This window comes from Zobellia roscoffensis, assembly GCF_015330165.1.
In the GTDB taxonomy this organism is placed as follows: domain Bacteria; phylum Bacteroidota; class Bacteroidia; order Flavobacteriales; family Flavobacteriaceae; genus Zobellia; species Zobellia roscoffensis.
The window spans coordinates 3,738,975-3,752,404 of record NZ_JADDXT010000002.1 but is presented as its reverse complement, the minus strand read 5'-3'; the positions used below and the strand labels follow the sequence as shown (position 1 = coordinate 3,752,404).

The window sequence follows — 13,430 nt, the reverse complement described above, 5'->3', positions numbered from 1 at the left end:
ATGACCATTGTACTCTTCTATCTATTTTTGATAGCGAAAAGTAGTTTTTTTAACCAATAAAATAATCACCAATTATAATACATTGACAATTGAGCTTAATTCGATAAAGTATAGAGGGTATTTTTACTCTAGAATTTTTGATATAAATCATTACTACTAACGGTCAGTTTGGAACATTAAATATAGAACAATTATTCTGTTGAAGGTAAATTCTGATAGTTAATAAGTGTTCTAAGTACATTAGCTATTTTAGCATCATCTCTACCAAATGCATGGTACGCGAATATATGGTGCTAGTGAATCACATACACCTCCTTAATAAAGTGAAAAATACGTAATGTTATCTTGTAGGCCTTACGGAAAAGCGTAAGGCTATGGTTAAAATTGGCCTTAAAGCCATACTTTCTTTTATGGAAGGGTTATAAGAAGATATAATAAGAGCTAAATATATGGTAGTTATGGTTTAAAATTACTTTTAATAGGGTGTTATATTACGAATGTATAGTTATGACGGAAAATATATTGTGGTTCATTTTAATAATAGCCACCATAAACATGGTGGAGCTTAAACCATGTCCATGTGGTTATTCTTAACCAAAAAAAGAGCAACAGTTTTCGGTTGCCCTTTAAAATGATATGGTATTTTTTACAACCATAGACCTTCCCAATCTAATGTACTTTAAAATGTCGCAAGGCATTACTAATATGCGTTTCTACGGTACGTATGGATATATCCAGTTCTTCTGCTATCTCCCTGTTTTTATACATTTTAATTCTACTGAGATAGAAAACGTTCCTACATTTTTTTGGAAGTTTTTGCAGAACTTTTTTAAATTCAAATTCCAGATCATTCTCTCGTAATTTTTTGTCTACGGTATGAGGACTAGGTAATGTAGCAATTATTGTTTCATCCAGTTCTACATATTTATTATTACGATATGCATTTATAACTTTATGACGGAGAGCTGTGGTCAAATAACCTTTAAGGTTATGAATTTCAATTGTTGCTTTCCTCTCCCATAGTTTAATAAAGAGTTCCTGGATGAGATCCTCGGCTAACTGTCTATCTTTTAAAAGTATGAAAGTATGTCTATATAAATCATTGAAATATCTGTTATAGACCTGTCTAAAAGACTCTTGGTCTCCTGATTTAACTTTATCAAATAGCTCCTTATCAGATATTTGGTTATTCATTTGGTAGTTGGTATTGAGCTTCTAAATTACACATGAAATTCTCGTATAAAGTAAGTTAGATTATATGCATTTGTTAAGAAATGGTTACAGGCGACCATAATAAATGCCGCCTACTTAGAATAGTAGACGGCATTCTTAAAAATGAAACTAACGTAAACTAACTATTACCTGTATGGGAAAGTGGTCGGAAATAAAATTACCGCCTCTTTGCCCGTCCAATATGTGGTGCTTGTGCACTTTTACATCTTGGCTTGTAAAAATATAATCTATTCGTTCTCTACTTTGGTCTGGTTCTAGAGCGAAGCCATTGAAAGTATATTCTGGACCGTACACCATTTTTGCACTTTTATTACTATCAACAAGTACTTTGTCTTCAGCCACATCACTTGTTAATACTTCATAGGGCTTTTCCGAGGGTGAGAAATTGAAATCTCCTGTGATTAAAAATGGTGAGGTGCTAGCAATCTTTTTAATCTGTTGCTTAATAAGCTTAGCACTTTCTAATCGAGCAGTTTTTCCCCGATGGTCAAAATGAGTGTTGAAAAAGTAAAACTCCTCACCAGTTGATTTTTTACGAAGTTCAACCCAAGTCATAATCCTTGGCAATGCAGCATCCCAACCTTGAGAATTTTCTTTATCCGGTGTTTCAGATAACCAGAATGTTCCACTGTCCAAAAGTTCAAACTTATCCGCTTTGTAGAAAACTGGGCAAAACTCCCCTTCTTTACCGCCATTTCTTCCTATGCCAACATAATCATAATCAGGGAGTCGTTTGACCATATCGTTCAACTGGCTCTCTATGACTTCTTGTGCTCCAAAAACATCTACTTCAAAGAAGTTGATGCTTTCACAGAGCCAATCTCTTCGGTTTTCCCAAATGTTTATTCCATCCTTAGGACTTGCATACCGAATATTAAAAGTCATTGCACTAATGGGTTCGGTAGTTTGAGCAATGCTAAAAAATGCTCCTATGAATAAAAATGCTATACTAAGAATGTTCTTAATTTTTCTCATAATATTAATTTATTCCCAGCCTGGGTTTTGCGTTAGGTTCGGGTTTAGTTGTAATTCGACTCTTGGTAATGGATATAAGTAATCCCTTTCCTCATCAAAAGTTCTATTATTGAAATCAGGTTGAGGGTCAATCAAGTTATTCCCATCAAAATACATATCAGAGCCAATTTTTATATACTGCACGCCCTGTACTTGACCTGCAGGTTCATCACCTTCGAATAGAACAACATCTATATTTCCATCAGAATCCATATCGTACTCCCCTGCACCGGGAAAATACAATCCGCGTAAAGGCTGTGTTAATGTTTGGCCTGCTTTCCAGCGTACAATATCGTTCCAACGGTGATTCTCCATATATAGCTCTATTCTTCGCTCTCTCCTAATTTCTAGAATTACACCTTTGTTCGCACCGTTAACGGTAGCGTATTGATCTTCTAAAAAAGAATCTGGATTGTTGTTGGCATCAACCAAGCTTAAGGCTGGCATGCCCACCCTATCTCTCAATAATTGGACAGATACATCCAAGTCAGTCTGGGTCAGTGTGCCAAGTTCAGCTTTTGCTTCCGCATAGTTTAATAGCACCTCTCCGAAGCGAAGAATAGGTAAATCGGTTATAGATTCATCATTGGTATCATACACCGGTTCCGTTACATATTTGGTCAATTGGTAACCCGTCATTGTGGCACCAAGGTTGGGAGCTAATTCCATTGCCTCACCTTTCCTCATATAACCGGGTGTACGAATCGTTTGCGATAAACGAGGGTCTCTATCCGCTACCTCATCGGGAAAGAAAAACTCATTATAATTGGGCAAGTCGGTAAACCTTGATCCATCGGCCATCAAATAACTATTGACCAGATCTTTGGGCATACCCGGACGACCGTACGAAGATGTGGTGGTATAGTAATTTACATTATGATCAACAGCAACAGTTTGGGTAAACTGCCGACTCAAAATCATTTCGCTTGTTTGGGCATCATGAGAGTTGAACAAATTCATATAATCCGTACTTGCACTACCCGTACTATAAATACTATATGGTGAGTTTTCCATCAGTTCTAGAGAAGCATCAACGCTCGCGTTCAGATAAGTTTCGTATCCGGCAACATCTCGGTATTTCTCGAAAGTACCTTCATAAAGCGCAACCCTCGATTTTAAAGCTAGTGCACTATACTTGGTAATCCTGTAAGCCTGAACCTCTTCATTAAGGTTGATAATAGCACGGTCAAGATCTTCTAAAATCTTGTCGGTGATAAACTGGCGACTCTCTCGCGGGGCTTGGAGACTCTCCATATCCTCTGCGCTTAAGGTCTTATCGTAATAAGGCACTTCTCCAAATCTTTTTAATTTCTGAAAATAGAAGTAGGCCCTAAAAAAATAAGCGACCCCGCTATAATGAACCTTTGCCGACTCATCTTCGCATTTTTCATAATTCTCGAGAAAGTAATTGATATCCCTGAGATAGGCCCAATCCCAACCACCACCTGTTGTAGGTATGGTTCTCGAACCTCGCATTTCGGCGCTCAGAGTGGTTGAAACTATATTATCTGTAACGGCATCCCCATCGTAAATACTAGTACTGGGGAACATTCTATAGAAACCATTGGTATACAGTTGTAAATCGCTGGCTTTTAAAAAGAAATTGTTCTCTGTAACGTCTGATAGCGGTTCTTTATCAAGATAATCATCGCTACAACCGATTAAAAGCAAGATGCAAATCAGTATTGAATATTTAAATTTCATAGTGCGTGTAATTTTAAAATTGTAGTGAAATACCCAGTGAATAAATTTTCGAGAAAGGCGTCGTTTGAGCCGTACTTCTATTGGCCGAGGTTGAAGGGGAGTTCAAGTTGACCGAATTACTTGCCGCCTCAGGATCGATATAATCCGTCAACTTACTGAAAGTCAAAAGGTTTTCTCCACTAAAATAGATTCTCAATTTGTTAAAAGGCATGCGGTCGGTAATCGTACTCGGCAGGGTGTACCCCAGGGTCAAGTTCTTCATTCTCAGGTAAGCCACATTCTGTAAATACCTATCGTTTACCGCCCCTAGCGCATCACTTTCTGATAATGCGATATAACCAAAAAGTCTCGGGTAGTAGGCGTCTGTGTTTTCTGGAGTCCAGATATCGTTCGCCATATCTTTTCGAATAAAGGAATCATAGGGTCGATTGTACATGGCCCAGAACAACCTCGAGTCGCGATGCGGATACCAATCTTGTTTACCTACACCTTGAAAGAAGGCCGAGAAATCAAAGCCTTTATAGGCCGCATCGACCTTAAAACTATACAGATATTGAGGTGCCGTATTACCAAGAATTCTTCTATCGCCAGGGTTTTCCGATGTGTTTTCACCTTCATCGATAACGCCATCGTTATTCAAATCGATGTATTTAACATCACCGGGCTGTAAGCCGCCTGCGGCGACAATTCTATTAGACACCCTAGTTTGATCGGCGTGGGCCGCAACTTCCTCTTCCGTTTGAAAAAGTCCTTCGACATGATAGCCCCAAAGTTCTCCGATGGTCATACCTTCATAAAAATCAAGCAAGCTATTATTCGGGTTGTCAAACCTTGTAATTTTGGTTTTAGAATTTGATAAGGTTCCTACTACCGAAAATTCAAAATTGTCATTGCCCAATTTAAACGTGTCATTATAACCCAATGCCAATTCAAAACCACGGGTCTGAAGGTCTGCGGCATTCTCTTGAGGTGAAGGAGCACCCAAAACACTAGGTAAAGTAGCCCCGTTGGTCAACATACCTTCAGTATTTCGCTGGTACCAATCAAAATTGGCGGTCAAACGATTCTTAAAAAAGGCAAGGTCGGTACCCACATTCAAGGTTTTCACTTCTTCCCAAGTAATGGCCCTTGGATTAAGATTCGGGGATTCTATATAATCTAAGGTGGAACCATCTATGGCATAGCCGGAATCGATATCTTTATTTAAGGTAGGGATGTAGGCATAATCAGCAATATTCTGGTTTCCTAACGAACCATAAGAGGCCCGTAGTTTAAACTGGCTCACTGCATTACTGTCTTTCAGAAAATCTTCGTTTGAAACAATCCATCCCGCAGAAACGGACGGAAAAAATCCCCAGCGATAATCAGAAGGAAACCGTGAAGAACCATCGTATCGTCCGTTTACTTCTAAGAGGTATTTCTTCTTGTAATCGTAAGACGCCCGATAGAATACCCCTTGTAATGCCCAAGCAGAAGCGCTACCGCTTGTCTCAGCATTAGAAGTCGCCAAGCCCAACGAGTTTAGATCATCTGAGATACTGTTCAATTTACTGGCCTCGAAACTTTTAGTTTCAAAAGACTCCTGATTGAACCCAACCATACCACTTACAAAATGATCTCCCAGCTGTTTTTTATACTCACCGTATATATTAAAAGCATCATAGGTTGATTGAGTATTGAACTCTTTTAGACGATCGCTTCCCATTGTGCCGACTTCCCCAACAAAAATAGAATAGGGTATTCTTGTTGACCTCTGATATCGGTTATACGTTTGTTTTCGCAACGCATAACTTGCAGTTACATCGAACCCTTCAAACGGACGGATAACGGCAGTGGCAATATTTGAGAATTCTTGATCAACCGTTTCTTGCTTAGACTTGCCATGCAAAAGTGCGGCATAGACCCCATCACCAACGGTGTAATTGTTAAGTTCCGTTCTCCACAAGGCATTTCCGTCAGGGTTGGTAGGCATATATGCGGGTATGGCGTGTACCCATAGTAAACTACCCCAAGGATCGGCATAATTACCATATTGGCTTCCTCCATGCTGAAGGTCGCTCGAGTTATTGTATTGCATATTATTGGTAAATGTGAGCCAATCATTGGCATCTACCTCGATCTTGCCCCTAAGGTTGTACTGCTTAAAAGTATCATCTTGCACCTTTAAGATGCCCGTTGAATTATAGTTTCGATACGAGAAAAATGTTCTTACTTTCTCAGAGCCTCCCGAAAGGGAAACATTGGTAATGTTCGAGGGCGCGTTCTTTCTAAAAAAAGTATTCCACCAATCTGTAGCTCCATAATGCACATACTGATCTCTACCGTTTCGATTGTCGATAACCACCCTTGCCTTTGAAGGGTCTTGCGAAACTTCTAAGAGTGCTGCATAGTCTTGTTCCGTATACCCGGTATACGACCTTCCTACTGCGGTTCTAAAAGCTTCATCGACCAACATGGTCGACTGGTAAGGGTCGGTCAAAAAATCGGTATTCATCGTTGGCGAACTGAATGCAGTGGTATTACTTATATTCACTGTGATTTTACCTTTTTTAGCCTTTTTAGTGGTTACCAATACCACCCCGAAAGCTCCACGGGCACCATAAATTGCTGAGGCACCTGCATCTTTCAAAACGCTGATAGACTCTATATCGTTCGGGTTTAGGTTATTGATATCTCCTTCGACCCCATCAACAATAACCAAGGGCGAACCTCCGTTGATAGAGGTAAAACCCCGAATATTGATTCTAGGCGACTCTCCCGGTTTCCCGCTTGATTGTGTGATATTCAATCCTGGGCTTACCCCTTGAAGGGCATTCGCTGCATTCACGAGAGGTCTATTCTCGATAGTAGACACGTCCACCTTGTTTACCGCATCTATCAATTTTTCTTTGCTCTTGCTTCCGTAGCCTATAACGACCACCTCTTCTAACATTTGTTCGTCAGATTTTAGAACAACGACCAGGTCGGAACGCGAGTTATTGACCTGTACTGTCTGAGGTATCATTCCTAAGTAAGAGAACTCTAGCGCTCCACCTCTTGCAACTTCAATAGAAAAATTACCATCGAAATCAGTTACAACACCATTATTGGTGCCAACTTCCATAACACTAACTCCCATTAGCGCATAACCATCTTTATCGTTTAAGGTACCGGAAACCTTCACTTTATCCTGTTCCTTGGTTTTTAGGGTCACGGTAACCGTAGTAGAAATAATTTTGTAGTCAATCGGGAAGTTATGCGCCAATCGCTTCATAACCGTTTGCAGTGAAGCACCCTCAAAATTAATACTCTTCCTCAGTTTTAGGCTTTGAATTTTTTCGTTATACACAAAAGAGGCCTCTGATACTTCCTCGATAGCATCGAACATTTCGACAAGTGTCTTATTATTCTCATGTAACGTAATTTTAATTTGGTCGACCAATTCAGACCTAGAATTAGCAGCGGAATTGAAACAGCTTAACAGAAGTAAAAACCCTGTGATTTTTAACTTCAATCTATTTTTTATTACTTTTATTTTCATTTTTAGGTTTTCTATAAGTTTTTCTGGCTTTTAGCAAAATCTTTGGCCTTTTCTATTGGAGTAGAAAAGGCTTTTTTTTATTGGGGAAATATTACATAGGCATTTATTTTTTAGGTACAACTATATAGTTAGATGGGGATATTTCTTTAAATTCTATATTCAATAAAAAGCTTAAACTTTCTAGAACTGTCCTTAAATTGTTGTCATGATATTTACCAACAATTCTTTTTTGGCCCAGAGCGCTGTCTTGAATTTCTATGTAAACATCAAACCATTTCTCCAACATACTCAGGGCTTCCTTAAGGGTAATGTTATTTAAATAAATTGTATTGGATGTCCATGCCATATCTATTAAGGATTCGTCTAAAGACTTTCTATAACCATGTGTTGTTTTGTGATAATGCAATTGATGGTTAGGAAGTAATATTTCCTTCAATTCATTACTATTCCCAACTCTTACCTTTCCTGTTACAACACTAACCGTTATACTGTCTTTTTCTGAAAAAGAGTTAATATTGAAAGAGGTTCCCAATACCTCTGTCGTCAAACCTTCGGTTTCGACTAAAAAAGGTTTTGTACTATCTCTCTGGACTTTAAAAAAACCTTCTCCCGTTAGAATAACTTCACGAAAATCTTCATTGAACACCTCTGGAAACTCTAGGGAACTATCTGAATTTAGAATAACTAAAGAACCATCTGGCAAAAGAACTTCGCGCTTTTCACCATAATTGGTTTTGACAACTGTAGTATTTAGTTCTGGTTTATGACCAATAAACATAAATAGTCCAACAACTAGCAGAACACTTGCTGCTACTAAAGCCCTATAAGCAAACCGGTGAAAAGGTTTTATTACCTTCGTGTCCATAATTGAATCTTCAATACGCAGATAAACATCAGACTCAATTTTTGGTGAAAATTGTTCGGTATAATTATAACTTGAATGCTTTTTATCGAAATATTCTTCGACTAAAATCTTTTCCTCGATAGTGGCTCGACCAGAAGAGTACTTGTTCAAAATTTTTATAAATTCATCGGTCTTCAAAAGAACTATTTTATGTGTTGCTACTTATTAGACACATGAAAATTGCTTTACACTTAAATTGATTTAGCGATTATTAGGTATTTAATAATTACGTAACATTATCGTATTTCTAGACAATATTATCTTAACATTAGAAAGGCTGACATAGACCTACTAGCTCAAAATTTTAGGAGAAACAGATTATTTATTTATCTTTAATATCGTAAAGAACATTACTTGATTATATGAGCGAGTTGAATTGCCCGATCATGATTTAAAAGTTCTTATCTAAGAAAAATATTAGTTAAACCAGAGTACACAGCATAGTACATGGTTTTAGGAAAAAACAGCGGGGAACCCTATGAATTTGGCCTTTTTGACCGATTTCATAACCCGGAGGTCGGGGGATCGTGCCCCCCTCTCGCTACATCAGTAAAAACAACGGTTTAGTTCATTCTAAACCGTTTTTTAATGTCTGTATTTTTCGACATAATTAGAATTAAACACTTTTTAGAACACCATCTGTCGACAAATAAGAATTTCCCTTCCCCAAAAATTTTTACAGCAAAGCGTGACGACTCTAAGAGACAGTACGTTTCCTTTTTCAATTAGGATGCCCTTTATCGGAAATTGAATATTACGGTCATAGTCTGGGATAACCAATTAAGGCTAAACCATTTCCTTCTGTAAGCTATTGTTTTCAACGAAATAATATAAACGTTTAAAAAGTCGAAATACACTCTTCAGATAATTGAAGAAGTGGCTTTCAAGAATATGTTTTCTTTTCAGAATACTATAAAACCATACGCGACACAAATATGATAGTATTCGCTTCAAAATTACCATAATCACATATTACTGGTTGTTAAATTTGTAAAACATCAATATTTAATATTAAAAAACACAGTTATGATAATCAAGCAAGTCACATTCATAATCGCTTTAGTATTTGCCTTTATAGGTCAGGCACAATCTGAGATAGAATTTCCGATTGAGGTGGGCATGAAACCTGAGAGTATTACAAAAGGTTTCCACGATAATTATTATGTAACCGTAATGAACGCAAAAGAACCAGGAGATGGCGAATTGGTGGAGATATCCAAAAACGGCGTCAAGGTTTTTGCCAAGGGTTTTGATGAGCCTAAAGGAATTATTTATTTAAATGGCAATCTGTATTTCTCTGATATTACCCGAATTTGGAAAGTTGATAAAGAAGGGAACGCTAGCATTTTTGTTGATAAAGCCAATTTTCCTGAAACAGTTCTCTATTTAAACGATGTTTCATTAGATGGCAAAGAAAACGGGATGTATGTAGCCGATATGGGAGCTACCCAATATATGCGTGATGCTAATAATGATTTATGGCCGCTAGATAGTGAAGAAGCCAAGAAAATTCCTGAGTTGGGACGTATCTACCATGTAGATTTGGAAGGGCATATTACCATCAAACAAAATACTTCACCTCTTATGTTAAACCCTAATGGCGTTGGTGTTGACAATGATGGAAACATTATGGTCGGTGCTTTTTTTAAGGGTAACTTCTTAGTTACTAAAAATGGTGAACTTAGTCCGCTTAAAGGTGAATTTAGAGGAGCTGACGCTGTAGAACAAGATAGTAAGGGCAACTATTATGTAAGTAGTTGGGTCTCTGGAAAAGTTTGGAAAATAAATCCTGAAACAGAAGTGTCTACCGTGCTTATAGAAGGACTAGAATCTGCCGCAGATTTTTATCTTGAAGAAGATAACAATAGATTATTGGTGCCCGATATGATGGGAGGGAAAATATATGCGGCACCCCTTAAAAACTAGTTTTTGAAGAATCTAGTTTGACTAACTCATCCAAATCGCTTTAAACTACTTTAGCTAAAGAAATCTGGATGAGTTAGAATACTACTTAATAACTTACTTTAGACTTATTATCCAACTTTTTTTCCATAAGCGGGTACAAATCATAAGTAGGATACATTTCAGAACTAAATGCTTTCCATGCCGTTTTTTCTATAGCTAAATTCACGTCTCTAAGTTTAGAAGCCGGTAATTCCAATACCACCATTTGGCCTATACCCATTACCACAAACCAATTAACGACCGAAACTCCTTCTGGAGGGAAATTTTCATAAAACCCTTGTTTGGTCCTAACCTCCTCTATCTCACATAAATTCATGGATTGATCGTGTTTCAAGAAAATGGTTAAAAGCATCTTCTCTGTGTTTTCTTTATCTCCATCTTTCTTTACAGGAGATTGGGCATAGGTAAAGTTTGTAATGCATATCATAGCTAACGCGGCAAAAAGTATGTTTTTCATAAGTTGTGTTTGTTTAAATGTTTGTTCTTAAAAGTTCTTCTATTTTACGATTTCTTAAATTCATTCTTTTACCAATTTTGGTATTTTTCCCTAAGCTATACAAAAGGGCATAGTAGATGATTACATATGCTACGCTCAATTCGAAAGTAAAGGTTATCCTAACCGAATTCTATAATAAATTGCGCAATTTATAGCACCAATGTGGCATTCCCTCTTGTTCGTTAGTATTTTGGAGTACACGGAAACTTATACCCCTATTGGCATGGCGATAAGTCCATAGACTCCACAGATTTTAATACCTTATAAATTAGCTTCAGTTAAACATAATTCTCCATTTGCAACACTAGTGGCAATCATAGCTTCAAGGTTTATAGTCATACAAAAGCAACTCGTTTAAATTTACTACCATAAGATTTTAAAGATGACTTACAATTTTAGTTTGCAACGGTTTACCAATAAAACCATACTACTGTTTCTTTTAATAGGAACAAATTCTACTTTCTCACAAATGTCCATTCCAAAACAATCGGATAGGTTGCAGCAGTATGTAGGGTTCTGGGTTAGTTCAATTGATTATAAAACGGATAGTGTGGCCAACGTGCCTCTAATTAAAATGAACAACTATCCTAAAATAGATCATACCGCAATGTCCGTAGATCTGTTACAACGGGACGGGGAAATCTACAACCATACCTTAACAGAGCTTATTGGACACGACGCAAAGACCGATTCATTTTTTGCATTGGGAAAAAGTGCTGAAGGCGATATGTTCTTGGGTAAAGGAGGATTTACAAGCGACACAAACTGGATAATGAAAGACCGAGACTTTACCGGCAAAGAAACCATGACGGTTACTTTTGATTTTAAGAATCAAACCGATGTTCATTTAATAGGAACAAACCCACAGAACAAAATCCTTTGGCAAACCCGCTATATCAAGAAAAACCCAAAAGATAAAAATATTGGTATTCAACTGGTTTCGGTTCATGAACAAATGCAGAAAAACCCTAAAGAGACCTTGAAGTTCCTTGATAGAATGGGTTATAGTTATATTGAAACCTTTGTTTACAAAGACCGCTCTTTTTATGGACTATCCCCAATAGATTTTAAAAAAATGGTAGAAAACAACAACTTGAAATTTACGGGTTCCATGACTTTTTACGACCTCCCTTCCGATGATAAACAAGCTTGGAAAAAAGCGATGCAATGGTGGAGAGATTGTATAGAAGACCACAAACAAGCAGGTGTTGAATACCTTACCATATCCAACAATCAAATTAAAGAAATTACTACCCTTGCCGAACTGAAAAGGTATGCTGAGTATTATAATGCTATAGGAAAACTTTGTAAAGAAAGAGGTATCAGGTTTGCATACCACAATCACTCCGATGAATTTAAGACCATAGAGAACCAGGTGGTTTATGACTACTTCTTAGAAAACACCGATCCGGAATATGTTAGTTTTCAAGCCGACTTGTACTGGATGCATTTTTCCAAAGTTGACCCAATTGACTACTTCAAAAAATACGAAAATAGATTTATGAGCTGGCATGTAAAAGATTACGAAGAACTTGGCCAGAGCGGCAAAATAGATTTTGAGCTATACTTTACATACGCAGAAACCGCAGGCCTCAAATATATTGTGGCCGAAGTAGAAGCCTATAATTATCCTGTATGGTACAGCATTAATTCTGCATGGAACTATCTATACTTTAAAATTTTATAGTTGTTCACTCTCAACACTTAAACTTATGAAAACCAAAATTTTACAATTATCATGTTTTATCATCATAACGTTCAACCATATGGCTTTTGCCCAAGACCAATTCAAGGTGTTGTTATTCACCGTACAAGACACTTGGCATTATGAGTGTATTCCTAAGGCGGTAGACGCTTTCCATAAAATGGCTGCTGAACACCAGTTTCAATTTGATTGGACGCAAACTCCCGAAGGCCTTGCCGAAAAATTACCATCTTACGATGTGGTTGTTTTTTTAAATGCTAATGCCGACAATTTAACCGATGAACAGCTCGAAGTCCTAAAAACACACATTCATAATGGAAAAGGTTTTGTGGGAGTCCATTCCACATCCGATAGTGACATTAGAAACCCTTGGTTCGATAATCTTGTAGGCGGAGTTTTTAAAGACCATCCCCAGTTTCAAGCCGCTGTACTATCTAATCATGATGTAAATTTTCCATCCAACCTACACCTACCGGAAAAATGGTTGTGGAGTGAAGAATGGTATAATTTTGATCTCCTAAAATCAGAAAATATTAAAGTCATCCTTTCTGTAGACGAGAACACCTATGATTATACGAAAGGATATGATGAAATACCGCTTAAAGGTATGGGCGAAAATCACCCTATAGCTTGGTATCAATTATACGAAGGAGGACGTTCATTCTATACAACCCTTGGCCATAAACCAGAAGCTTTTCAAAATCAAATTTATATAGACCATTTGTTCGGTGGTATCTATTGGGCTGCAAAAGGCGAGATAAAGCAATAATTATATTGACACATTGCAAGACGTTTTCCTCTTTAGCTACAGGCTTTCATTTACTTAATATATTCTATAGGTAGGTATATCATTATTTAGGTATTCTTACCCTATTTTATTATTGGCGTT

The 13,430-nt window shown here is 37.4% G+C and carries 9 protein-coding genes; 3 read left to right on the top strand and 6 right to left on the bottom strand.

Translation table 11 applies throughout. The annotated features are described in order from the left end of the window. Positions 1–669 precede the first annotated feature (669 nt). The 5 genes from IWC72_RS15030 to IWC72_RS15010 form a co-directional block, all read right to left on the bottom strand. The gene (locus IWC72_RS15030) at positions 670–1,194 is read right to left on the bottom strand and encodes an RNA polymerase sigma factor (RefSeq protein WP_194530339.1); all 525 of its coding nucleotides are present in this window, start codon (positions 1,192–1,194) and stop codon (positions 670–672) included. A gap of 147 nt (positions 1,195–1,341) precedes the next feature. Beyond that, positions 1,342–2,208 (bottom strand): endonuclease/exonuclease/phosphatase family protein, encoded by an 867-nt coding sequence (locus tag IWC72_RS15025; protein ID WP_194530338.1) that lies wholly within the window; start codon positions 2,206–2,208, stop codon positions 1,342–1,344. Positions 2,209–2,217: 9 nt separating this feature from the next. After that, positions 2,218–3,951, bottom strand: a complete 1,734-nt coding sequence (locus tag IWC72_RS15020; RefSeq protein WP_194530337.1) for a RagB/SusD family nutrient uptake outer membrane protein — start codon at positions 3,949–3,951, stop codon at positions 2,218–2,220. Positions 3,952–3,964: 13 nt separating this feature from the next. Next, the gene (locus IWC72_RS15015) at positions 3,965–7,471 is read right to left on the bottom strand and encodes a SusC/RagA family TonB-linked outer membrane protein (protein WP_194530336.1); all 3,507 of its coding nucleotides are present in this window, start codon (positions 7,469–7,471) and stop codon (positions 3,965–3,967) included. A gap of 103 nt (positions 7,472–7,574) precedes the next feature. Beyond that, entirely contained in the window at positions 7,575–8,513 is a 939-nt protein-coding gene (locus IWC72_RS15010; protein WP_194530335.1) for a FecR family protein, read from the bottom strand. An 888-nt stretch (positions 8,514–9,401) separates the two neighbouring features. Here IWC72_RS15010 and IWC72_RS15005 point away from each other — a divergent pair. Further along, positions 9,402–10,301 carry an SMP-30/gluconolactonase/LRE family protein gene (locus IWC72_RS15005; protein WP_226979584.1) on the top strand — a complete coding sequence of 300 codons (900 nt, stop codon included), beginning with the start codon at positions 9,402–9,404 and terminating at the stop codon, positions 10,299–10,301. Positions 10,302–10,386: 85 nt separating this feature from the next. Here the strand turns inward: IWC72_RS15005 and IWC72_RS15000 are convergent, their stop codons facing one another. Continuing rightward, positions 10,387–10,797 (bottom strand): hypothetical protein, encoded by a 411-nt coding sequence (locus tag IWC72_RS15000; protein WP_226979583.1) that lies wholly within the window; start codon positions 10,795–10,797, stop codon positions 10,387–10,389. Between the two features lie 421 nt (positions 10,798–11,218). On the opposite strand from IWC72_RS15000, the gene IWC72_RS14995 reads away from it, so the two are divergent. Together IWC72_RS14995 and IWC72_RS14990 are read left to right on the top strand one after the other, a co-directional pair. Beyond that, positions 11,219–12,523 (top strand): sugar phosphate isomerase/epimerase family protein, encoded by a 1,305-nt coding sequence (locus tag IWC72_RS14995; protein ID WP_194530334.1) that lies wholly within the window; start codon positions 11,219–11,221, stop codon positions 12,521–12,523. Between the two features lie 25 nt (positions 12,524–12,548). Beyond that, complete coding sequence (locus IWC72_RS14990; protein ID WP_194530333.1) at positions 12,549–13,310, top strand: ThuA domain-containing protein; 762 nt, start codon at positions 12,549–12,551, stop codon at positions 13,308–13,310. Positions 13,311–13,430: the final 120 nt, after the last annotated feature.

What these genes read in the sequence shown, in the direction of transcription:
- IWC72_RS15030 (WP_194530339.1), bottom strand. Translation starts at nt 1,194, where the DNA reads ATGAATAACCAAATATCTGATAAGGAGCTATTTGATAAAGTTAAATCA.
- IWC72_RS15025 (WP_194530338.1), bottom strand. Translation starts at nt 2,208, where the DNA reads ATGAGAAAAATTAAGAACATTCTTAGTATAGCATTTTTATTCATAGGA.
- IWC72_RS15020 (WP_194530337.1), bottom strand. Translation starts at nt 3,951, where the DNA reads ATGAAATTTAAATATTCAATACTGATTTGCATCTTGCTTTTAATCGGT.
- IWC72_RS15015 (WP_194530336.1), bottom strand. Translation starts at nt 7,471, where the DNA reads ATGAAAATAAAAGTAATAAAAAATAGATTGAAGTTAAAAATCACAGGG.
- IWC72_RS15005 (WP_226979584.1), top strand. Translation starts at nt 9,402, where the DNA reads ATGATAATCAAGCAAGTCACATTCATAATCGCTTTAGTATTTGCCTTT.
- IWC72_RS15000 (WP_226979583.1), bottom strand. Translation starts at nt 10,797, where the DNA reads ATGAAAAACATACTTTTTGCCGCGTTAGCTATGATATGCATTACAAAC.
- IWC72_RS14995 (WP_194530334.1), top strand. Translation starts at nt 11,219, where the DNA reads ATGACTTACAATTTTAGTTTGCAACGGTTTACCAATAAAACCATACTA.
- IWC72_RS14990 (WP_194530333.1), top strand. Translation starts at nt 12,549, where the DNA reads ATGAAAACCAAAATTTTACAATTATCATGTTTTATCATCATAACGTTC.